This window comes from Seonamhaeicola aphaedonensis (assembly GCF_003386195.1).
GTDB classification, from domain to species: Bacteria; Bacteroidota; Bacteroidia; order Flavobacteriales; family Flavobacteriaceae; genus Seonamhaeicola; species Seonamhaeicola aphaedonensis.
In genome coordinates, this window is the sequence record NZ_QRDX01000004.1 from 154,292 (window position 1) to 178,240 (window position 23,949).

The 23,949-nt window shown below is 32.7% G+C and carries 21 protein-coding genes and 1 pseudogene; 12 read left to right on the top strand and 10 right to left on the bottom strand.

Annotated elements, in window-relative coordinates:
* Positions 1–137 precede the first annotated feature (137 nt).
* The 6 genes and pseudogenes from trpD to DFQ02_RS08345 all read left to right on the top strand — a co-directional run bounded on the left by trpD (position 138) and on the right by DFQ02_RS08345 (position 5,137).
* Positions 138–1,130 (top strand): anthranilate phosphoribosyltransferase, encoded by a 993-nt coding sequence (gene trpD / locus DFQ02_RS08325; RefSeq protein ID WP_116523967.1) that lies wholly within the window; start codon positions 138–140, stop codon positions 1,128–1,130.
* Entirely contained in the window at positions 1,127–1,912 is a 786-nt protein-coding gene (gene trpC, locus DFQ02_RS08330) for an indole-3-glycerol phosphate synthase TrpC (protein ID WP_116523968.1), read from the top strand. The genes trpD and trpC overlap by 4 nt, the downstream gene beginning before the upstream one ends.
* Before the next feature lie 109 nt (positions 1,913–2,021).
* Positions 2,022–2,609, top strand: a pseudogene (locus DFQ02_RS15415) (phosphoribosylanthranilate isomerase); the annotation flags it as partial.
* A 33-nt stretch (positions 2,610–2,642) separates the two neighbouring features.
* On the top strand, positions 2,643–3,827 hold the full coding sequence (gene trpB, locus DFQ02_RS15420; RefSeq protein WP_317124697.1) for a tryptophan synthase subunit beta: 1,185 nt from the start codon (positions 2,643–2,645) through the stop codon (positions 3,825–3,827).
* Between the two features lie 83 nt (positions 3,828–3,910).
* A complete protein-coding gene (gene trpA, locus DFQ02_RS08340) occupies positions 3,911–4,675 on the top strand; it encodes a tryptophan synthase subunit alpha (protein WP_116523970.1) in 765 nt (254 codons plus the stop codon).
* A gap of 45 nt (positions 4,676–4,720) precedes the next feature.
* Positions 4,721–5,137 carry a DUF805 domain-containing protein gene (locus DFQ02_RS08345; protein ID WP_116523971.1) on the top strand — a complete coding sequence of 139 codons (417 nt, stop codon included), beginning with the start codon at positions 4,721–4,723 and terminating at the stop codon, positions 5,135–5,137.
* Positions 5,138–5,211: 74 nt separating this feature from the next.
* Here DFQ02_RS08345 and guaB read toward each other — a convergent pair whose 3' ends face one another.
* A complete protein-coding gene (gene guaB / locus DFQ02_RS08350; protein WP_116523972.1) occupies positions 5,212–6,684 on the bottom strand; it encodes an IMP dehydrogenase in 1,473 nt (490 codons plus the stop codon).
* An 87-nt stretch (positions 6,685–6,771) separates the two neighbouring features.
* Complete coding sequence (locus DFQ02_RS08355) at positions 6,772–9,549, bottom strand: outer membrane beta-barrel protein (RefSeq protein ID WP_116523973.1); 2,778 nt, start codon at positions 9,547–9,549, stop codon at positions 6,772–6,774.
* Between the two features lie 213 nt (positions 9,550–9,762).
* Between DFQ02_RS08355 and DFQ02_RS08360 the strand changes: the two genes are divergently transcribed.
* The gene (locus tag DFQ02_RS08360; RefSeq protein WP_116523974.1) at positions 9,763–11,982 is read left to right on the top strand and encodes a TonB-dependent receptor family protein; all 2,220 of its coding nucleotides are present in this window, start codon (positions 9,763–9,765) and stop codon (positions 11,980–11,982) included.
* Positions 11,983–12,035: 53 nt separating this feature from the next.
* Here DFQ02_RS08360 and DFQ02_RS08365 read toward each other — a convergent pair whose 3' ends face one another.
* Positions 12,036–12,899 (bottom strand): hydroxymethylglutaryl-CoA lyase, encoded by an 864-nt coding sequence (locus DFQ02_RS08365; RefSeq protein WP_116523975.1) that lies wholly within the window; start codon positions 12,897–12,899, stop codon positions 12,036–12,038.
* A gap of 87 nt (positions 12,900–12,986) precedes the next feature.
* Between DFQ02_RS08365 and DFQ02_RS08370 the strand changes: the two genes are divergently transcribed.
* Complete coding sequence (locus tag DFQ02_RS08370; RefSeq protein WP_116523976.1) at positions 12,987–13,682, top strand: spondin domain-containing protein; 696 nt, start codon at positions 12,987–12,989, stop codon at positions 13,680–13,682.
* On the opposite strand, the gene DFQ02_RS08375 is transcribed toward DFQ02_RS08370, so the two are convergent.
* On the bottom strand, positions 13,671–14,702 hold the full coding sequence (locus DFQ02_RS08375) for a quinone-dependent dihydroorotate dehydrogenase (RefSeq protein WP_116523977.1): 1,032 nt from the start codon (positions 14,700–14,702) through the stop codon (positions 13,671–13,673). The genes DFQ02_RS08370 and DFQ02_RS08375 overlap by 12 nt on opposite strands.
* A gap of 150 nt (positions 14,703–14,852) precedes the next feature.
* On the opposite strand from DFQ02_RS08375, the gene pepT reads away from it, so the two are divergent.
* Together pepT and cysK are read left to right on the top strand one after the other, a co-directional pair.
* Positions 14,853–16,091, top strand: a complete 1,239-nt coding sequence (gene pepT, locus DFQ02_RS08380) for a peptidase T (protein WP_116523978.1) — start codon at positions 14,853–14,855, stop codon at positions 16,089–16,091.
* A 128-nt stretch (positions 16,092–16,219) separates the two neighbouring features.
* Complete coding sequence (gene cysK, locus DFQ02_RS08385; protein WP_116523979.1) at positions 16,220–17,131, top strand: cysteine synthase A; 912 nt, start codon at positions 16,220–16,222, stop codon at positions 17,129–17,131.
* Positions 17,132–17,209: 78 nt separating this feature from the next.
* Here cysK and yajC read toward each other — a convergent pair whose 3' ends face one another.
* From yajC to nusB, 3 genes are all read right to left on the bottom strand, one after another.
* Positions 17,210–17,497, bottom strand: a complete 288-nt coding sequence (yajC, locus tag DFQ02_RS08390) for a preprotein translocase subunit YajC (protein WP_116523980.1) — start codon at positions 17,495–17,497, stop codon at positions 17,210–17,212.
* Positions 17,498–17,506: 9 nt separating this feature from the next.
* Entirely contained in the window at positions 17,507–17,992 is a 486-nt protein-coding gene (locus DFQ02_RS08395; RefSeq protein ID WP_116523981.1) for a DUF1573 domain-containing protein, read from the bottom strand.
* Positions 17,993–18,076: 84 nt separating this feature from the next.
* A complete protein-coding gene (nusB, locus tag DFQ02_RS08400; protein ID WP_245940232.1) occupies positions 18,077–19,021 on the bottom strand; it encodes a transcription antitermination factor NusB in 945 nt (314 codons plus the stop codon).
* A gap of 193 nt (positions 19,022–19,214) precedes the next feature.
* Between nusB and DFQ02_RS08405 the strand changes: the two genes are divergently transcribed.
* Both DFQ02_RS08405 and DFQ02_RS08410 read left to right on the top strand, forming a co-directional pair.
* Positions 19,215–20,972 (top strand): ABC transporter ATP-binding protein, encoded by a 1,758-nt coding sequence (locus DFQ02_RS08405; protein WP_116523982.1) that lies wholly within the window; start codon positions 19,215–19,217, stop codon positions 20,970–20,972.
* A 127-nt stretch (positions 20,973–21,099) separates the two neighbouring features.
* Positions 21,100–21,495 (top strand): PUR family DNA/RNA-binding protein, encoded by a 396-nt coding sequence (locus DFQ02_RS08410; protein WP_181896376.1) that lies wholly within the window; start codon positions 21,100–21,102, stop codon positions 21,493–21,495.
* A 56-nt stretch (positions 21,496–21,551) separates the two neighbouring features.
* On the opposite strand, the gene DFQ02_RS08415 is transcribed toward DFQ02_RS08410, so the two are convergent.
* The 3 genes from DFQ02_RS08415 to DFQ02_RS08425 are packed head-to-tail and all read right to left on the bottom strand — an operon-like array spanning position 21,552 to position 23,830.
* Entirely contained in the window at positions 21,552–22,583 is a 1,032-nt protein-coding gene (locus DFQ02_RS08415; protein ID WP_245940233.1) for a lysophospholipid acyltransferase family protein, read from the bottom strand.
* 11 nt (positions 22,584–22,594) lie between these two features.
* Positions 22,595–23,491, bottom strand: coding sequence for a bile acid:sodium symporter family protein (locus DFQ02_RS08420; RefSeq protein WP_116523984.1), 897 nt, complete (start codon positions 23,489–23,491; stop codon positions 22,595–22,597).
* A 3-nt stretch (positions 23,492–23,494) separates the two neighbouring features.
* The gene (locus tag DFQ02_RS08425; RefSeq protein WP_116523985.1) at positions 23,495–23,830 is read right to left on the bottom strand and encodes a tRNA-binding protein; all 336 of its coding nucleotides are present in this window, start codon (positions 23,828–23,830) and stop codon (positions 23,495–23,497) included.
* Between the last annotated feature and the right edge of the window lie 119 nt (positions 23,831–23,949).

A 23,949-nucleotide genomic window follows, 5' to 3' on the forward strand; every position in this document is an offset into this window, starting at 1 on the left:
TTATCCCGATTTTCGGGATAAAAAATTCCTTGACTTGGATGTCCTTTTTTGATTCGTTTTTTGGACAAACAAAAAATGAATGGGAAATAAAAAAGTGTAATTTAAAATAGATTCCTGCCTTCGCAGGAATGACAACAATGAAAGATATACTCAATAGATTGATAAACCATGAGACCATCTCTACAGAGGAGGCTAAACAGGTTATTTTCAACATATCTAACGATATGTGTAACCCAAGCCAAATTGCATGTTTCCTTTCAGTTTATATGATGCGCAGTATAACCATTGAAGAACTTCAGGGTTTTAGAGATGCCCTTTTAGAATTGTGTGTAGCGGTTGATTTAAAAGACTTTAATGCTATTGATATTGTTGGAACTGGTGGTGATGGAAAAAATACTTTTAACATATCTACTTTATCATCTTTCATAACTGCCGGGGCTGGAGTTAATGTTTCAAAACATGGAAATTATGGGGTCTCTTCAACATCGGGTTCATCTAATGTTATGGAAAAATTAGGGGTTAAGTTTTCAAACAACGAAGACTTCTTGAGACGTTGCTTAGATAAAGCGGGAATCTGTATTTTACATGCTCCGCTTTTTCACCCCGCAATGAAAAACGTTGCACCTATTAGAAGGGAATTAGGCGTTAAGACTTTTTTCAACATGCTAGGACCTATGGTAAACCCTTCATTTCCAAAAAGCCAATCATTAGGAGTTTTTAATTTAGAAGTATTACGTTTATATAACTTTCTATATCAAAATACAGATAAAAATTACAGTATTGTTTATGCTTTAGATGGCTACGATGAAATTTCATTAACAGGAAAGGCTAAAATTGTTTCTAATCACTCAGAAACAATTTTCTCACCTGAAAATTTAGGGCTTAATAAAATCAAGCAAGAAGCCATTTATGGTGGTGATACCATTGAGGATGCAGCTAAAATATTTGTAGATATAATTAGTGGAAAAGGAACCGAAGCCCAAAATAATGTTGTTTGTGCCAATGCTGGTTTAGCTATTGCTACATCTGAGCAAATATCACATAAAGAAGGATTTGAAATGGCTAAAGAGTCTTTATTGTCTGGTAAAGCAAAACAAAGTTTAGACACTTTAATTGAATTGAGTAAATGAATATTTTAGATAAAATAGTACTTGATAAACGTAAGGAGGTTGATTTAAGAAAAGGGTTAATACCCGTTTCCCAACTCGAGCAATCCGTTTTATTTTCAAGAGAAACAGTGTCTCTAGCAGAAAGATTAAAAATTAGTAAATCTGGAATTATTGCAGAACATAAAAGACGTTCCCCTTCAAAATCTATAATCAACAACAGTCTAAATACCCAAGATGTTGCTTCGGGTTATGAAAATGCTGGTGTATGTGGAATGTCCGTTTTAACAGATGGAAAATATTTTGGAGGCTCTTTAGATGATTTATTAACCGCTCGTGCTAGTTGTAATTTACCATTATTGAGAAAAGAGTTCATAATTGATGAGTATCAAATTCTTGAAGCAAGAGCTTATGGAGCTGATGTTATTTTACTAATTGCTGCTATTCTAACCAGAGAAGAAATCAAACAATTATCTGAAATTGCAAAAAGTTTAAATCTTAATGTGCTTTTAGAGGTTCATAACGAAGAAGAATTGCATAAATCTATTATGCCCAGTTTAGATATGCTAGGTGTTAACAATAGAAACCTTAAGACTTTTGAAGTTAGTTTAGAAACCAGTAAATCATTAAGCAGTATCATTCCTAATGATTTCGTTAAAGTATCTGAAAGTGGTATTAGTAATGTAAACGCCATTAAAGAATTACAACCTTATGGATATAAAGGTTTTTTAATTGGAGAAAACTTTATGAAGACAGATAATCCTGGGGCCAGTGCTACAGAATTTATAAAAGAACTAGAGCTATGAAATGAGCCATCAAACTAAAAGGTAATAAACACCAGAGTATTTAATGGCGAATTACATCTGACATAAAAAAATAATAAAATTGATACCGATGAAACTAAAGGTATGTGGAATGAAATATCAAGATAATATTGAGCAAGTTGCTGCAATTCAACCAGATTATCTTGGTTTTATATTTTATGAAAAAACACCTAGGCACTTTAACACTAAAATTCCAAAACTTTCTAGTGATATTAAAAAAACAGGGGTTTTTGTAAATGAGGATTTAAATAAAGTCATTCAAAAAATAAACGAATTTGACTTGCAAGCTGTTCAACTGCATGGCGAGGAAGCACCTTTCTACTGTAACATGCTTAGAACCACAACACTACTTAAAAAACCCGTGGAAGTTATTAAAGTGTTTTCAGTAATGGATGGTTTCAATTTTAAGATTTTGGATGAGTACGAGGCTGTTTGCGACTACTATCTCTTTGATACCAAAGGTAAGCTTCCTGGTGGTAATGGCTATACGTTTGATTGGAGCCTTTTAAACGATTACCCATCAACAAAACTATTCTTTTTAAGTGGTGGCATAGGCATAGATGAAGTAGAAGATATAAGGAAATTCAAGGAAAGTGATGCTTCTAAATATTGCTACGCCTTAGATGTAAATAGTAAATTTGAATTAGAACCTGGTCTTAAAAATATAGGTGTTTTAAGAGAATTTATAAACAAACTGAGCAATAACAAAAAAATGCAAGAATATAACGTAGACGAAAGAGGGTATTACGGTAATTTTGGAGGGGCATTTATCCCTGAAATGTTATATCCTAATGTAGAGGAATTGAGGCAAAATTACCTAAAGATCATGGGAGATCCTGACTTTAAAAAGGAGTTTGATCAACTTTTAAAAGACTATGTTGGTAGGCCTTCCCCTTTATATTTTGCAAAACGACTATCGGAAAATTACAATACTAAAATATATCTTAAACGTGAGGATTTAAACCATACTGGTGCTCATAAAATCAATAATACCATTGGACAAATTTTGATGGCGAAACGTTTAGGAAAAAACAGAATTATAGCTGAAACAGGAGCAGGGCAACATGGGGTTGCTACAGCTACCGTTTGTGCTTTAATGGGGCTAGAATGTATTGTATATATGGGTGAAATTGACATTGCACGACAAGCACCAAATGTAGCTAGAATGAAAATGTTGGGCGCTAAAGTTATTCCTGCTTTATCGGGAAGTCGCACTTTAAAAGATGCTACCAATGAAGCTATTCGCGATTGGATTAACAATCCGGTAAATACGCACTACATAATTGGATCTGCCATAGGACCACATCCCTATCCAGATATGGTTACTAGATTTCAATCGGTAATTTCAGAAGAAATAAAATGGCAATTAAAAGAACAGGAAGGTAGAGAAAACCCAGATTATGTGGCTGCATGTATTGGTGGTGGCAGTAATGCAGCTGGTACCTATTATCATTTTCTGCATGAAGAAAATGTAAAAATTATTGCTGTTGAAGCAGCTGGTCTTGGAGTTGACTCAGGTGAAAGCGCCGCCACGTCTGTATTAGGCAAAGAAGGTATCATTCACGGATGTAAAACCTTATTAATGCAAACAGACGATGGTCAAATTACGGAACCCTATTCAATTTCGGCTGGATTGGATTATCCAGGAGTTGGACCAATGCATGCACATTTATCGAAAACGGGGCGTGCAGAATTTATGTCTATTACCGATAGTGATGCCATGGAAGCTGGGTTAGAACTTTCAAAATTAGAAGGCATCATTCCTGCTATTGAGACCTCCCATGCCTTAGCTATTTTCAAGCATAAAACCTTTAAACAAGAGGATATAGTGGTTATGAGTTTATCAGGACGAGGTGATAAAGACTTACAAAATTATATTGATTACTTTAAAATATAGCGTCATTCTGAACGAAGCGAAGAAATCTCATGAACAGATTGCTTCTTCACTCCGTTCCTCGCAATGACGAAAACAAAACAAAAATGAATCGTATACAAACAAAACTAGAAGAAGACAAAAAACTGCTTTCTATATATTTCACTGCTGGGTATCCAAATTTAGATGATACCACTAAAATCATTCATGATTTAGAAAAAAGTGGCGTAGACATGATAGAAATTGGCTTACCGTTTAGTGACCCTTTAGCCGATGGGCCAACCATTCAAGACAGTTCAACACAAGCCCTTAAAAATGGTATGACTACTGAAGTTCTTTTTAATCAGTTAAAAAATATCAGGAAATCTGTTAATATTCCTTTAATCATCATGGGGTATTTTAATCCAATGCTGCAATATGGCGTTGAAGATTTCTGTAAAAAATGTCAAGAAATTGGAATTGACGGCTTGATCATCCCAGATTTACCAGTTGATGTATATCACGAAGAATATAAAGCTATTTTTGATAGCTACGGACTTATAAATGTGTTTCTTATTACACCTCAAACTAGTGATGAGCGGATAAGGTTTATTGATTCTGTCTCAGATGGCTTCATTTATATGGTAAGTAGCGCGAGTACAACCGGTGCAAAATCAGGATTTGGCAATGAGCAAACCGAATATTTTAAACGTATTGATAATTTAAATTTGAAAAATCCACAAATAGTCGGTTTCGGAATTAGTAATAACAGAACTTTTAAGGCTGCTACCACTTATGCAAAGGGCGCCATTATTGGTAGTGCTTTTGTAAAACATGTTACCAATGAAGGTATTGAAACCATTCCTAATTTTGTTAATTCAATTTTAAAATAGATATTTACTTTACAATAAAATTCTAACTATTAACACTAACGCAATATGAATTGGTATTTAAAAGTAATTAAAGACAACTACGCTAACTTTAACGGTAGAGCAAGAAGAAAAGAATTCTGGATGTTTTACCTATTTCACATATTAATTGTATTTATTCTGGCATTTGTTTCTGGTTTTTTATCTGGTAGCTCTGAGTCTTTAACAGTTATGATTCCTTTAATTATCTATGGTTTAGCAACCATCATCCCTTATATAGCTGTTTGCGTAAGGCGATTACACGATACTGGAAAAAGTGGATGGTTTTTCCTTATTTCATTCATACCCTATATTGGAGGGTTGATTATATTAATATTTATGGCGCAAAATGGTAATGTAGGACCTAACAAATATGGACCAGACCCTAAGGCACCAGAGATGGATGAAATTGATAATATTGGAAAGCCTGCTATAGAAGAAGGATAATCATATTTATGCAATAATAAAAACAAAAAAGCTGCAATTAAATTGCAGCTTTTTTGTTTTTATCTATCTAAATTCTACCTTGAATAATTAGGCGACTCTTTTGTGATAGTTACATCATGAGGATGACTTTCATTGATACCACTAGCCGTTATTTTAACAAACTGGCCAGATTCTTTTAATGTTTCGATATCTTTAGCACCACAATAACCCATACCAGCGCGTAAGCCCCCAACAAATTGATGAATACTTTCATTTAATTCCCCTTTATAAGGCACCCTACCCACAATACCTTCTGGTACTAATTTTTTAATATCATCTTCAACATCTTGGAAATAACGATCTTTACTACCATGCTTCATAGCTTCCACAGAACCCATACCGCGGTAAGATTTAAACTTTCTTCCTTCATAAATAATAGTCTCACCTGGCGATTCTTTGGTTCCTGCCAATAATGATCCTAACATAACTGTATCTGCACCAGCCGCAATAGCTTTTGGAATATCTCCCGTATAACGTATACCTCCATCTGCAATTACAGGCACACCAGTACCTTTAATAGCTGCTGCTACTTCTAAAACCGCCGAAAATTGAGGGAACCCAACACCAGCTACAACCCGTGTGGTACAAATGGAACCGGGTCCAATACCAACCTTAACCGCATCCGCTCCAGCTTCTACCAAATACTTTGCTGCCGCACCAGTTGCAATATTTCCAACAACCACATCTAAATTAGGAAATTTCGATTTCACCTCTTTAAGTACATTTACCACACCTTTTGTATGTCCGTGAGCCGTATCAATAACCACCGCATCTACACCGGCTTTAACTAAAGCTTCGGCACGTTCAACAGCGTCACCAGTAACACCTAAGGCAGCAGCTACCCGTAAACGCCCATATTGGTCTTTATTAGCTATTGGTTTCTGACTTAATTTTGTAATATCTCTAAATGTGATTAAACCTGATAATTTATAGTTATCATCAACTATTAGCAATTTTTCAATTTTATGCTTTTGAAGAATGCTTTCAGCAGCTTTTAATGATGTGCCAACCGCTGCTGTTACCAAATTTTCACTTGTCATAACCTCAACGATAGGTTTTTTACTATCGTGCTCAAAACGCAAATCCCTGTTGGTCACAATACCTTTCAATATACCTTCTTCATCAACAATAGGAATACCACCAATGCTATGCTCTTTCATAGCGCGCTTAGCATCTTTAACTAAAGCTGTTAATGGTAATGTAACAGGATCTATAATCATCCCGCTTTCAGCTCGTTTTACACGTCTTACTTTGTCTGCCTGCGCTTTAATAGACATGTTTTTATGAAGAACCCCTATACCGCCTTCTTGGGCCATAGCAATAGCCATCTTACTTTCTGTAACGGTATCCATTGCTGCCGAAACAATAGGTACGTTGATGGTAATATTACGCGTAAACTTAGCTTGTATATTTACCTCGCGCGGAAGTACTTCTGAAAATGCTGGAACTAAAAGGACGTCATCGTAGGTTAGACCTTCACCTACTATTTTGTTTTGATGTGCAGTCATGTGCAATTACGTTATAATTGCGTGCAAATATACAATTTATTAATGAATTAAAACCTCAAAAAAGTGTTAAGTATATTTAAAGAGATTTTATCTTCTACGCATACCACCACTAGAACGTCTAGTGCCTCCAAATCCTTGTCCTTGACCTATTCCCCTCGGTCTTTTATTCATATTTTGACCTGCAATTCTACCAAATTTAAAAACAAAAGTTACCATAAAGTACTGCTCCAAAATTCTGTTTTCTACATCTTGAATATAGGTTTCAGTAACAGACCTATTGAAACCATTATTTTTACCTAAAACATCATAGCCAACCAGTGTTAAGGTGCCTTTATCATCCCATAGTTGTACACCTAAACCTGCATTCCAAAAAACAGCATCACCATCAAATTCGTCTCCTACCCTGCTATTGTATCTATAAGATATTTTATTAGCAAAGAAGGCATTTTTTAAAAAGAAAATAGTGGCATCTACATTAACATTCTGAACAAAAAAATTGTTGTCATCAAACATATCTGTATCAAAAACATTATCATTTATGGAATAACTGTAAGTAGCACTTAAATCTAATTTACTGTCATAGGAATATCGAAATGACGCAGAGGGTCTTAAAGTGGTATTTTTAGATACAAATCTTACGCCATTTTGCAAGGAAATATTATTTCTGTAAGATGCAAAAAACCTTAAATTGAAATTTAAATTGGTGTTTTTATTAAAATAAGATTTTGATATAGCCGTATTACCACTTAAAGTATAATCACCATTAACATTAGTATAAGTAGTATTTCGTATTAAATCCTCGTCAGTAACTGTTGAATTAACAATTTTATCTTCTACAAATTGTGCTCTTGCATTTCCTGTAATGTTAATATTATGATAGGCCAAATTGTTTTGATACTCAAAGGCTAAAATATGATTGACCTCTGGTTTTAAAAACGGATTTCCTATTTTTATATGTGTTTGATTACTAACATCCTCAACTGGTTGTAGTTGTGATGCCGATGGTAAATCTACATTCTGCCTATAATTTAAATTCACATTTTTATACCCATTTTTATCTCTATATCGAATTCTACCAGAATATGTAAAATATTCAAAATCGGCTTTAAAATTACGAGCCTCTATCAATTGGTCTGTATATTTTCTGTAGGTGTTGGTGTAAGCACCTTCAATTTCAAAACGTAAGTTATTGTAATCATACCGCAATCTTAACCCTGGTCTAATGGTATTTGTAACATATCTACTATCAAAACTTTGCAAATCATTAAAGTTAGTATAATCATCTTCAGCTTCATTAAAATCAAAAACATACTTTTCATTGTTGTTATGATTTATAGTAACATTATACTTTGGAATTATTCTAAAATTATCAAACAATTGTTTAAACCACATACCATTAAAATTAATATTGGTATTCGTGTTTTCGGTTGATCTTATTTGGTCTTGAATTCTCGTTCTATTTCTTTCATAAAGTATATTTTCAGAGTAATTTTGGGATTCTGTGTTAGACTTGCTAAAATTTGTATTTAGATTTAAAGTAAAAAAATCAGTTCCTTTACCTGTTCTAGAAATAATTCCAATTTGATTTTTAAACTCTTTATCTCCTGATGTAGATTGATTATTAGAGTTCACATCACTTATTAAATCACCATCATTAGACCTTGAACTTGTGGTTGATTTTGAAAAGGCATCGGTATCACTTGAGTTAAAATCGAACTCATTAGATAGCTGTACTTTATTTTTTGAAAATTCGTTCTTAGAATCTATAATATATTTCAAATCTAAATTACCAATATGATTATCAGTGTCCCTAAAGCTCTCACTCTCTGTTTCAGATATATAGTTTAAATTGGGTAAGAAGTTTTGTCTAATACGCTTTTGAGCATTATCTACATTGCTAGAATTAAAACGGTAATTACCATTCACTCTAGTTTCATTCCACCTACCCTTAGTGTAATTAGCACCCAAGAAATCTGATTCTATATAACCAACACTTGATTGTGCGTTGGGAAGTGCATTGAAGCCCCTACGCATATTGATGTTATTAGAGCCTGAAACCAAACCCAATTGCTTACCATCAATTAACTTAAACAAGTTGGCATTGGCTTGGTATTTGTCATCTGTACCATAACCTCCATTTAAATCTCCAAAAAATGCTGTGTTTTTACCTTTCTTAATCTTTAAATTTATTTCCTTGGTACCAGAATCTGATTCTTCACCAGTAAACTTTTGCATATTAGTTTTAAAATCGGTAACCTGAACTTTACTAATAACATTACTAGGTAAGTTTTTTAATGCTATATCACCTTTTTTCTCACCAAAAAAGCGCATACCATCTACATTGACAGCCTCAACATCTATACCGTTTACTGTAATATTACCATCAATATCTATTTCTATTCCTGGAAGTTTTTTAAGTAAGTCTTCGGCTCTATCATTCGGAAGAGTTTTAAAACTATCTGCATTATACTCAATGGTGTCTTTTTTTATAACAATGGGTGCTGCCCTAGCTATTACAGATACCGCATTTAGCTCCTCTATTTGTTCATCGAGTGTTATAAAGCCAACATTCCAATTATCTGATTTAGGAACCTCAATTTTTTTTGAATAAGGTTTATATCCTAAATATCCCACATTTAATATTACTACTAGTGCCTCTTCTGTACTTACCTTTATAGAAAATTGTCCGTCCTTATTGGTAATACCATAAGCTAAAACAAGGCTATCTTGAACACTCTGCAGAAATACGGTTGCGGCTTCTAATTTATTCTCCTTATCATCAATAACAAAACCTTCTAATGTAAACTTTTGCGCAAATAATGATGTAGATAATAATAGTAAAACGAATAGGGCTTGAGCTTTCAATCTTAATCTGTATAGGTTTGTTGTGACTTAGACTAAAAGGACTTTCAATAGTTTAATATTAATATCTGAAAATTAACTAGTATTTCTAAATATTTACAAATCAATATCTTAAAAATTTTATTTTTATTTATTCTAAATAAACTTTGTAAAAGTGTTTATACTTACTATTTTTGCCTTATAAATTAACTATTATTTTAATTAAGTCTAAATAAAATGAAAATTAAACTTCCTTTAATAATACTAATCTTTACAAGTGCTATTTATGCTCAAAAAAGAGTAACAACAAATGATTCTATTCAAAAACTTGACCAAGTACTTATAAGTACAAAAGTTATTTTTGGTAATAAATATGAAGCTAAAAACAGAACAGGTTCATCATTCTACATCTCACCAGAAGAGTTAGCAAAATTTAACTACACTGATATTACTCGAATATTAAGAACAGTTCCAGGTGTTAACGTTTATGAAGAAGATGGATTTGGCCTTAGACCCAATATTAGTTTAAGGGGAACATCTCCAGAGCGTAGTGCTAAAATTTCAGTTATGGAAGATGGCGTACTAATTGCCCCTGCTCCTTACAGTGCTCCTGCAGCTTATTATTTTCCTTCAGTAGCTAGAATGCAAGCCGTAGAAATACTGAAAGGGAGTAGTCAAATTCAATATGGTCCGTTTACTACTGGAGGTGCAATAAATTTAGTTAGCACACAAATACCTAATAGTTTTAAAGGAGGCATTAAGGCTAGCTATGGTAGTTTTAATACTGGGCAAATTCATGCTAAAGTGGGAGATAGTAAAAGTAATTTTGGATACGCTTTGGAATTTTTAAACTTTAATTCTGATGGCTTCAAAAATTTACCTGATGGCAGTAATACTGGTTTTGACAAAAATGATGTTGTAGCTAAATTTAGACTGAATTCTAATGCAGAGGCTCAAACTAAACAACAATTAAACTTTAAGTTTCAATATTCAGACGAGGTATCCAACGAAACTTATCTTGGTTTATCCCAAAACGATTTTCAAAATAGTCCGTTTAGTAGATATAGTAGCTCTCAAGATGATAAAATGACCAATGATCATATTCAATTTATGGTAAGTCATGAACTAGAGTTTTCTGAACAATTTAGGATTACTACAGATGCTTATTACAACGGATTCTCAAGAAATTGGTACAAATTAAATGATGTTATATTTAACGGAGAAAAGGTTGGTATTTCATCAATTGTTGATAGCCCAGAGTCTTACCCAAATCATTTTGATATTGTAAAAGGTAGCGTAAATTCTGATGATGATGCTATAATTTTAAAAGCTAATAATAGACGTTATATTTCCAAAGGAATTCAAATGAAAATAGATCAGCATTGGGTTACTAAAAATGTTTTCCACGATTTGGAGATTGGTCTAAGATATCATTACGATGAAGAAGATCGCTTTCAATGGGTAGATGGATACAATATTTTAAATGGCGAAATGAATCTTACAACTGCTGGTACTCCTGGTAATGATGCTAATAGAATTAGTAGTGCTAACGCATTTGCAGGTTCTGTATTATATAAATTTAAATATGACCAGCTAACTTTAACTCCTGGTATCAGGTATGAGAATATTTCACTAGAAAGGGAAGATTTTGGAAAAAATGATGTATCCAGAAGAGGCTCTGATTTAAGCACAAGAGAAAACAATGTTGACATATTTATCCCTGGAATTGGTTTTAATTTTAACTTTAGTCCATTAGCATCAATTTATGGTGGTGTTCACAAAGGTTTTTCTCCTCCAGGAAGTTCTCCAGACCAAAAAGCAGAAGAGAGTATAAACTATGAGCTAGGAACTAGATTCAATTATAAGGGGCTTAGAGGTGATGCAGTATTGTTTTATAACGATTATAGTAACTTATTAGGAAGTGACTTAGCTGCCTCTGGAGGAACAGGAACTTTAGACCAATTTAATGCAGGAGAAGTTGCCGTAAGAGGATTAGAATTATTACTTAATTATGAATTCCTATCTACAAATAGTCATTTTAATTTACCAGTTACATTTGGTTACACCTATACAGATACAGAATTCTTATCAAGCTTTGGAAGTGATGAAGATCTTTGGGGCGAAGTGAATATGGGAGATGAAATACCTTATATTGCTAAACATCAGTTTAATACCTCAATATCACTAGAACATAAAGTTTTTGTATTAAATCTTAATGGTCGTTATAACGGTGCATTTAGAACGCTTGCTGGAACTGGAGATATTACCTCCGAAAATGGAGTTCTCTCAAACTTTATTATAGATTTCTCTGGAAAGTACCATTTAACAGAAAACTTAAGTATTACTGGAAATATTATCAACTTACTAGACGAAACATATGCTGCATCTCGAGTTCCTGCTGGATTGAGACCTGGACATCCTTTTGGGGCTTATGGAGGTCTAGAGTTTAATTTTTAAAATGCAACAAATAAATTTAAATCATTAAAGGCGCTAAAATAATGCGCCTTTTTCTATTTATAATTGTTAAAAATCTTTGAAGCTTCATTAAAAGCACTTTCAAAACTAAGCGCATTTAAACTATTAAGTTGCTTTGAGGTAAAATAAGAAAGTAACTTTTCTGTTGGCATATTACCCGTAAGTTCATCTTTAGCCATTGGGCAACCTCCAAAACCTTGAATAGCCCCATCAAAACGTTTACAACCCGCATTAAAAGCGGCATCTACTTTTTCAAACCAAGAACTTGGAGTGGTATGCAAATGGGCACCAAATTCTATATTAGAATACTTTGAAATTAAATTTGAAAATAAATAATTAATGCTTTCAGGAGTAGAGCTTCCAATAGTGTCACTAAGAGATAATATCGTGACGCCCATGTTACTTAAACGTTCAGTCCAATCCCCTACAATATCAACATTCCATGGGTCTCCATAAGGATTACCAAATCCCATAGATATATAAACTACTAACTCTTTATCATTCTTGTTGGCCAATTCTAGAATATCCTTTAAAATATCAACCGATTGTGCAATGGTTTTATGAGTATTACGCATTTGGAAGTTTTCAGAAATTGAAAACGGATATCCCAAATATTTTATTTCTTTATGTTGACATGCATCTTGAGCTCCTCTTTGGTTTGCTACAATAGCCAGCAATTTGCTTGTAGTTTTTGATAAATCTAATCGCGATAAAACTTCTGCTGTATCCTTCATTTGTGGTATAGCCTTAGGAGATACAAAGCTTCCAAAGTCTATGGTATCAAAACCAACACGTAACAAAGCTTGAATATATTGCACTTTTTGAGATGTTGGAATAAACTGCTTAATGCCCTGCATGGCATCTCGTGGACACTCAATTATTTTGATACCTCTAGGCATTTAAACTTATTTTCAACGATAAAAATAATACTATTTTTTGTAAGGTAACAACCTATCTTGCGACGTTGAGTTTATACTTTTTATTATATGAAAAATAAGATTTTACTCCTTTTTACAACTACCACTTTATTAACTTGTTCAAACTCTGATGATGGCTCACAAATAGTTGAACCAAATAAAACAGTAGCTACTTATGATATTATTTTTACCAATTACTGGAATGAAACAGATCACGGTCCCTTGCCAAATAACTCGCATTGGTCACCATTAGTTGGTGTTAATCATAATAGCGAAGCTACTTTTCTAGAAATAGGAGGTATTGCAAGTCAAGGTATAGAAGATATTGCAGAAGATGGTGTAAATACCAATTTTCAAAATGATGTGTTAGAAAGTGTTTCAAACGGAAATTCTGAACAGTATATTAGTGGAAGCAGTCTATATTTATCTAATGGAAACGTAATAGAGATTAAGGATTTAGAAATTAGTCAAGATTTTCCTTTTTTAACTTTAGTGTCAATGATAGCTCCCAGCCCAGATTGGATGGTGTTTATTAATGGATTCCATTTAAGAAATACTGATGATTCAAACTGGAAAGATTCTATACAAATTGACTTATTTGTTTACGACGCAGGTACTGATAGCGGAATTTGTTATAGTGCTCCAAACTCTGACATCACTCCTCATGTTTCCATTTCAAGTTTAAAAGGCATTATGCCGTTTAATGATAGTAAAGTGGCTACTTTAGATATTATTCTTAAAGAAGTATCTGTTCTAACTCCTTAACAATGTTTTATTGATTCTCTTGATTAAACTAGGGCCTTCGTAAATAAATCCAGTGTAAATTTGAATTAAATCAGCTCCTGCCTCTATTTTTTCCAAGGCATCATTTGCAGAATGGATTCCCCCCACTCCAATAATAGGAAAATCTTTATTACTTTTTTCTGAAAGGTATTTAATAACTCTAGTGCTTTTGTCTTTAATGGGTTGTCCACTAAGTCCACCGTTACCAATGATATCCAAACTTTCTTTTGAAGCCTTTAAGCCTGCCCTATCAACTGATGTATTACTTGCAATAACACCATCAAGATTGGTATCTCTAACTAAATCTATAATTTCATCTAATTGACCGTCGTTTAGATCTGGGGCAATTTTTAAAAGAATTGGTTTTGGCTTTTCAAAGTTAGCGTTAGCCTTTTGTACATCACTTATCAATTCTTCTAAATAGGCTTTATCGTTTAGTTTTGCATGACTACCTACATTAGGACAACTAACATTCAGCACAAAGTAATCTACATAAGGGTGCAATGCATTAAAACACTCTAAATAATCTTTAGTATAATCTTCAGGTTTGGTAGCAGTATTTTTTCCTATATTTCCACCAATAATCAACCTACCTTTATTATTTTTTAACTGTTCTATAACGGCTTCTATACCTTCATTATTAAAACCCATTCGGTTAATAATGCCTTTATCTTCTTTTAATCTAAACAAACGCTTTTTAGGGTTACCTGGTTGTCCTTTAGGAGTCACGGTGCCAATTTCAATAAAACCAAATCCAAAGTTTGACAATTCATTGTATAAAATGGCGTTTTTATCAAATCCAGCTGCCAAACCTACAGGATTTTTAAATTTCAATCCAAACAAATTACGTTCAAGTTTCTTATCATGAACATTATACAATGCTCTAAATACTGCAGGAATCCCAGGTATTTTAGATGTAAACTTTATTAAAAAAAATGTGAAATGATGAATACTTTCAGGATCGAATAAAAAGAATATGGGTCGAAGGAGTAATTTATACATCTCTTTTATTTGTACAAAAGTACTCCGAAATAGTCTAAATAAAAAATGATGTGATTTATAAAATGAAAACGTTTAAAATTGTATCTTAGAGACTCCTAAGAACTACTATTTCTTACATTCAAGCATCTTTAAATATTACTCAAAATATAGATGATCTCTAAAGAACAAATTATCAAACGGTTTATAAGTTATGTAACCATAGATACAGAATCTGATCCTAACTCTAACACTACCCCAAGTACAAAAAAGCAATGGAATTTGGCCAACAAATTAGCTGAAGAGTTAAAAACTATTGGTATGCAAGATGTATGTATTGATGAAAACGCTTATGTCATGGCTACATTACCAGCAAATGTGGAACACAAAGTACCAACAATTGGATTTATTGCTCATTTTGATACTTCGCCTGATTTTACTGGCTCAAATGTAAAACCTCAAATACATAAAAACTATTTGGGAAGCGATATTTTACTTAATAAAGAAGAACAGATTGTACTCTCGCCAGATTACTTTGAAGATCTACGCTTATATATAGGACAAACACTCATTACTACTGACGGAACTACACTTTTAGGAGCCGATGATAAAGCTGGTATTTGTGAAATAATGTCTGCCATGGAATATTTAATTCAAAATCCAGATATTAAACATGGAAAAATTAGGGTAGGTTTTACACCCGATGAAGAAATTGGTAGAGGGGCACACAAATTTGATGTTGAAAAATTTGGTGCAGATTGGGCTTATACAATGGATGGTAGTCAAATTGGCGAACTAGAATACGAAAACTTTAATGCTGCTGCAGCCATAGTGAAAATAAAGGGAAAAATTGTACATCCAGGATACGCCAAAGGCAAAATGGTAAACTCTATGTATATAGCTACTGAGTTTATCAATTCACTTCCAAAAATGGAAACTCCAGAACACACAGAAGACAATCAAGGATTTTTTCATCTATGTTCAGTCAAGGGAGCTGTTGATGAAACCACTCTAGAATACATTATAAGAGATCATGATAAAAAACACTTTGAAGCGAGAAAAGAAGTCATGCTAAACCTTACTAATGAACTCAATTCTCAGTATGGAAGTGAAATTATTATTACCCAAATTAAAGATCAATATTATAATATGCGAGAAAAAATAGAACCCGTCATGCATATCGTTGATATTGCTGAAGAAGCTATGATACAAGTAGGTGTTAAGCCAATAATTAAAGCTATTAGAGGAGGTACTGATGGGTCTCAATTAAGTTACATGGGCTTACCCTGTCCTAATATTTTCGCTGGGGGTCATAATTTTCATGGCCGTTATGAATATGTTCCTGTCGAAAGCATGATTAAAGCTACTGAAGTTATTTGTAAAATCGCTGAATTAACAGCCATAAAAACTTAAACGAAATAGATTTATAAAGAGTTCTAACTTAGTTAAATCAAGTCTATATAAGACTGGGAATGTTTTAATGAAAATATTTTCCGTCTACCAAAAAAAAAGTCAACCAATAATAACTAATTAATAACATTATGAAATTCAATAACATTCTAGAAAGTATAGGAAACACCCCCGTGGTAAGATTAAAAAAGCTATTTCCCGAGGCTAATGTATGGATGAAACTTGAGAAAGCAAATCCAGGAGGCAGTATTAAAGACAGAATAGCTTTTGCTATGATTGAAGATGCCGAAAAAAAGGGACTCATTAAAGATGATACCGAAATAATTGAACCAACATCTGGAAACACAGGTATAGGTTTAGCCATGGTAGCGGCTGTCAAAGGCTATAACCTTACTTTAGTGATGCCAGAATCCATGTCTGTTGAACGTCGTTCTTTAATGGCTGCATATGGAGCTAAACTTGTGTTAACTCCCAAAGAAGAAGGTTTAGGGGGTACGTTAGCTAAAGCCGATGAATTAGTTGCTAACAATAGTAAGGCATGGATGCCCTCTCAATTTACTAATCCTGCCAACCCTGAAATTCACCAAAAAACTACCGCAATTGAAATAACTAATGATTTTCCAGATGGTATAGATTATTTAATTACAGGAGTAGGTACGGGTGGTCATATAACTGGAATGTCCAGAGTATTAAAAGATAAACTTCCAAATTTAAAAGTTTTTGCCGTTGAACCTGATGATTCTGCAGTAATATCTGGTGGCGAACCTGGACCCCATCCATTACAAGGCATTGGCCCTGGATTTATACCAGAAGTTTTTGAAAAAAACTTAATTGATGGAGCCATTAGAATAACCAAAGATGAAGCTTTTTCTGAAGTTAAAAAGATTGCAAAAACAGAAGGTATCCTCGTGGGTATTTCTACTGGAGCGTCTTTGGCTGCCGTTAGAAAAAAACTAAAAGATATCGATCACAGCAAAACTGTTTTAACCATGAATTACGACACCGGAGAACGCTACCTCTCTGTTGAAGATTTATTACAATAACCTGAGTTTTATTTGAAAACAAAAAGGCTTCCTTGTTAGGAAGCCTTTTTTACATGTATCTTTTTTTGAGATAGTCTATTATTTAGCAGTAGCACTCAGTTTACTACTCATTTCCATTGAAATAAATGAGCGCTCTAGTTTTAATTTTCCAGACATGGTTTCAATAATACAAGTTCCGTCTTTGTCATTAAGCTCTAAAACTTTACCATGTAAACCGCTCTTGGTAACTATTCTATCTCCCTTTTTAAGTTCTGCAGCAAATTTCTTTTCTTTTTTTGCACGTTTCATTTGCGGTGCAATCATAAAGAAATACACGACTACAAACATTAAAATAAATGGCATAAATGCCCCAATTCCTTCTCCCATTTTTATAATTTATTGAACTACCGTTTTTGTAGTATTATTGTTAGCATTTGGGTCTGTTTTTACAAATGCAGTTATTTTTACCGTTTCTTTTCCTTTTTCTGTATTGGCGGTAACCGTAATAGTCTTAGATACTTTATTAGAACCACTACCGTTAAATTTAACCGAAAACTCTCCAGTGTCACCAGGGGCTAAAGGATCTCTACTCCAATCTTCTGGTACTGTACAGCCACAAGAACTTTTAATATCAGTAATTACCAATGGCGCGTCACCAACATTTTTGTACTTAAAAGTAGTTGATACTGATTTTTTGGCTTCTATTTCACCAAAATCATGCTCTGTTTTATCAAACTCAATCACAGGAAATTTTGAGGCGTTAGCATCTCTTTCTGCTGCAGCGGCAATATTACTTTCGTCAATCTTTTTGGCCGCATTCTCTTTACAAGAAGTAAAGGCTATTAAACATATAGCACTTAAACCTAATATTAGTTTCTTCATTATTATAAGTTTTTAAGTTAAGTGGCGTAAAAGTACTAATTATTTAACCGATTAAAAATTTTTTAAAGGCTTCTTAACAAGATTTTATAGTAAACCTCGCCCCATCTTTTTTAAAGTGCCTGCTTGCTGATATTCTTTTACCAGTTTATCTAAAATACCATTAATGAATATACTACTTTTTGGGGTTGAATATTCCTTTGCAATTTCTAAATACTCATTAATGGTAACCTTTACAGGTATTGATGGAAAATTTTTCAATTCACAAATAGCCATTTGCATCAATGTGTAGTCAATATCTGCTATTCGATCTGCATCCCAGTTTTTTGTTTTTTGTTCTATTTCTTTGTTTATCAAACTTCGGTTAAGTAGGGTTTTAGTAAACAAATCAAGAGCAAATTGTTGGTCTTCTTCCTCCTTATACAATTTGGGTGTAAAATGATACTTGGTATTTGTAAGTTTCGTTTTTCTTAAAAGTTTGAGAATGGTAGTATTTACTGTTGGAAGATCATCTAACCAAGTTAGGTTTTTATCTTCAATATAGTCATAAAGCTTTTCATTAGGAGCTATAATATCCTTGAATACATCTATAACAAAGGCTTTATCTTCCTTAAAATCAGAAACTCTGGTTTGCATATACTCATGATACAATTCACTTGACGTTATAGCTTTAAAAATAACTTCAACATACTCACTATCATGTTCCCAGTTATTAATTTTATAGGTTTCTAACTGGTTTTTAAGCTCTGAATCATTACTTAATAACTCGAGTAACTGATTGTTTATAAACTTTCTATTAGGATTTTTATCCTCTTTGGTAGCAAGAAGTTTTTGTTGCTTCTTTTGTAAATCTGTTACAGCTCTTTTCCTAACCTGTAATAGTAAAGAAATAAGTAAAAGATATAAGCTGTACATATTATCTATGCTAAACAATAAAAATTTTTGATCTTTACTAAAGTCGTCACTTTCATTTCCTTTAAAAGCATACAACGTTTGCATAACTTTTACGCGAATATGTCTTCTGTTTAGCATAATTACAAAGAACTTAATTTAGAATAATGTAAAATATTTTCCGTTTTACGCTGCAAAAATAATATTATTTTAAATAGTAGCTCTATTTTCAATCTTATATTATTGTCAATTTAACTTTAGGGTATTTTTAACAATTACTAAACTGTTTTTAAGGCTAGATATAGCATTATATGCCCTATATTTGCTACTTTCTATGAAAGAATTACAACATTTAAACAAATACTTTTTAAAGTATAAAACTCATCTTATCTTAGGAAGCATAATTACTGTTGCTGCTAGAATATTTTTGCTTTATACCCCTAGATACGTCAAAAAGATTTTTATTGCTATAGAACGTTTTGATAATAAAACAATTTCAGAAAGTGTTTTTAAATCTGAACTAGCCGAGGCTATTATCTGGATAATTTGCGCCGCTTTAATTGCAGCAATTCTTACGTTTTTTATGAGACAAACTATTATTAACGTATCGCGTTACATTGAGTTTGACCTTAAAAATGAAATCTATGAACAGTACCAGCGACTCTCTTTAAATTTCTACAAAAAAAACAGAACGGGAGATTTAATGAATCGCATTACCGAAGATGTAACCAGAGTGCGTATGTATGCAGGTCCTGCTATTATGTATAGTATTAATACGGTTGCTTTATTTGTTGTGGCGTTAATTTACATGTTTAAAGCAGCTCCTATATTAACATTCTATACCGTTTTGCCACTACCCATTCTCTCATTAGTTATCTATAAACTGAGTAGAGAAATTCACAAAAGAAGTACTATTGTTCAAGAGTACTTATCTAAGTTGTCTACTTACACACAAGAATCTTTCAGTGGTATTTCAGTAATAAAAGCTTATGGTATTGAACCTCAAACAGCCTCTAGTTTTAATTCACTCGCAAGTGAAAGTAAGGAAAAACAAGTGAATTTAGCTAAAGTTCAGGCTTGGTTTTTCCCCATGATGATACTCCTTATTGGTACTAGTAACCTCCTAGTTATTTATATAGGTGGTATGCAATATATTAATGGAGACATTGAGAGTTTAGGAACTATTGCTGAGTTTATTATTTACGTAAATATGCTCACATGGCCAGTTGCTACTGTAGGCTGGGTGACCTCAATTGTGCAACAAGCAGAAGCATCACAAAAACGAATCAATGAATTCTTAAAAATTGAGCCAGAAATTAAAAACACCGTCAATACACCAACAGATATTATAGGAGCTATTACTTTTAAGAATGTATCGTTTACCTATGACGATACCAATATTGAAGCTTTAAAGGGGATTAGTTTTGAGATAAAAGAAGGAGAAACACTTGCTATTTTGGGTAAAACTGGATCTGGAAAATCTACCATTTTAGATTTAATAGGTAGGCTTTATGATATTTCTGAAGGCGAAATTCTTGTTAATGGATTGGCTATTGAAAAACATAATCTTTACAATTTAAGAAATAGCATTGGCTATGTACCTCAAGATGCTTTTCTGTTTTCAGACACTATAAAAAATAACATTAAGTTTGGTAAAGAAGAGGCTACTGATGATGATGTTATTCAAGCCGCCAAAAATGCTCAAGTTCATAAAAACATTATAAAGTTCAATAAAGGTTATGACACCATTTTAGGTGAACGTGGTATTACATTATCTGGTGGACAAAAACAACGTGTATCTATTGCTAGGGCTATCATAAAATCTCCAAAAATTTTATTATTTGATGATTGCCTTTCAGCGGTTGACACGGAAACTGAGGAAAAAATTCTTAAAAATCTTAACAAAATTTCGCGAGGAAAAACCTCCATTATTGTGAGTCATCGGGTATCATCAGCTAAAAATGCAGATAAAATTATTGTACTTGAAGATGGAAAAATTGTACAAGAAGGCACCCATGAAACACTAATTAACTCAGAAGGTTACTACAAGCATCTGTATTTAAAACAAATAAGTGAAACCTCAGCAACATAAACTTTAAATTAGTTACTCAGTTAAAAAAGGAAGTTAAAAAAAAGAAACTTCATAATTTGTTGGTTAATATCGGTTTTTTTTAGATTTTTGATACGCAAATGATAATTCAAATAAATTTCTAATAACTATGAATAATAATGATATGATGGAGAGAGAAGAGATTTTTTCTAAGGTTTTAAGAGCTGGAAGACGTACTTATTTTTTTGATGTAAGAGCCACAAAAGCAGATGATTATTACTTAACCATTACTGAAAGTAAAAAGTTTACAAACGATGATGGGTCGTTCCATTACAAAAAGCATAAAATTTATCTTTATAAAGAAGACTTTATTGAGTTTAAGGATATTTTAGCTGAAATGACGGATTATATAATTGATGAAAAAGGAGACGAAGTTATAAGCGAACGCCACCAAAAAGACTTTAAGAAAGAGGAGAACAACGATTATAATTCTTCTAAGTCTGAAACTGAAGATACCTTAAAAACAACCGAAAGTTTTACTGATGTTGACTTTGATGATATATAATTGATTTTAATTATCAATTTTCGAAGCTGTTATACTAAGTATAACAGCTTTTTTTTTTACAATTTTATTGCTAAAAGCCCGATTAACAAACTTAGAGCAAAATATGATAAAGCTATAAACCAACCAAAGTATATTAATAAGATAAAGGTAATAAACATTATCCAAGCTGGTACCAAAGTTAAAGCTACTGTAAAACGAAACGTTGATTTAAACTCTAACTCCTCTATTATTGGTTCAATGGCAAGTTTCCATATAGCAAATGGCAATATCAAATTAATTTTAAGCAGCAACTTAAACAGCTTGTTTATGATTCTTGTATTTGATTTTCTCTCTGCTTTTACTTTTTTAAAACCACTTTTAAGACAAGCATTAACTTCCTGAGGTTTTAAAAAATCAACTTGTAACTCTTGAAGTCGCTTTAAACTACTTTTATAATCATCTTCAGGAATGTGAGTTGTCAATTGCATCAATTCCCATTGAATTTTGTTTTTTAAATTGGATACGGCTTTAGTTTTGTTTTCAGTGATAAACGCCTTAGCCGCTATTGGTTTACCAAAAAACATTGAAGCACTATCAGGAAAACTAAGTGCATCTTTATAATTTAATCCAACAGGAACCAATTGCAAATCCAAGCTTGGATATTTTTGTAAAGTATCAAAAACAATACGTGTAAATCCCTTACTTAATGGTCTTATTCGTCGTTCCAAATTATGATTTCCTTCTGGAAATATCACAATAGACTCCCCTTGATTCAATAATTCAGTACAAGTAGCAAAAATGGCATTGTTATTATTTAGGTTATTCCATCCATCCCTAATTCTATAAACTGGAAGCATTTGTAAACTTTTTAACAACTTACTTACTAGTGTTTTTTTGAATACAGCTGCTCTTGTTAAAAAATATGAAAACTGGTTACCATAAACCGCAATTAAAAGCGCATCTAAAAGCGCATTTTGATGATTTCCTAAAAGCAGTACTGGCTTATCTGTAGGAATATTTTCAATATTATGAATCCTTATTTTTTTAAAGTAGAAAAACATTCCCAACTTTAAATAGGCGCATACACTATGTAACCAAAGTTTTTTCAAGTACCAATGATTTATTTTTCTTTACCTGACCAATAAAATGCCAACAACAATCCTGAAATTATATGCCATATACCCCAAAAAGCTACTAAAATGGCCATACCTCCAAGACCATTAAAAAATGTAAATATAAGTAGTAAACCTAATCCAGAATTTTGAATGCCTGTTTCTATAGCTATGGTTTTTTGATTTTTAAATGATAATTTAAATAATCTTGCCAACATAAACCCTAATAAAATAGCAATGATGTTGTGTGAAATACCTAAAAGCAATACATGATGAATGTAAACACTAAAAACATCTAGGTTATTGGCAAATGCCATGAGTACAATAGCTCCAAAAATAAATATGGAAAAAGGTTTTAAAAATTTAGAGAGTTTTATGGCTACCGCTTCAGTATAAAACCTAATCAACATCCCAAAAAATAAAGGTATACCCAAAATAAGTATTACTAACTTTAGTAATTCTAACGGATTTAATGCTACGTCTTTTAAGATTTGTGACGTAGGCTGATACAAACTACCATAAAACTGGAAGTTAAAAGGTGTCATGAAAATAGCAAAAAACGTAGCAAAGGCTGTCAAGCTGATAGAAAGTGCCGTGTTACCTTTTGCTAAATAGGTCATGAAATTTGAGATATTTCCCCCTGGACAAGCCGCAACCATCATCATCCCTAAAGCAATACTGGGTTGTGGTTTTATAAGCATAATGACAAGAAAAGTTACTAATGGCAATAATACAAATTGCGACATCACACCTACTAAAACCAGCTTTGGTTGTTTTATTAAATTTTTAAAATCGTTAAGTGTAATACCCAAGGCCACACCAAACATAACTACGGCCAAGGCAATATTAAGTATCCAGAGACCACCACTATCAAAGTTTATTTTTACTGAATCTAACTCCTGCATGTGTCAAGATACCAAACTTCCATTTTTTACTTTGTTTTCAGGCTTTAAAAGAATAACGTCCTTACCGTTTACTGCCCCCAAAATCAAACATTCACTTATAAATTTGGCAATTTGCTTGCAAGGAAAGTTAACAACAGCTACAATTTGCTTTTGTAACAAATCTTCCATTTTATAACGTGTTGTAATTTGCGCCGAAGATTGTTTAATGCCCAATGCGCCAAAATCTATTGTTAATTTGTAGGCAGGATTTCTCGCTTCGGGAAAATCATTTACTCCAATAATAGTTCCCACTCTTAAATCTACTTTAGTAAAATCTTCAAAAGTTATTTCAGTGTTCATCTTTTAAAAGTACACCAATTTTTTTATATAAAATTTCACAAGAATTAAATAAAAAAATTAGTGTACTAACCAGGTGTTTACTGAAGTGAAACTATGTTTTGTAGATGTATTGTACAAAA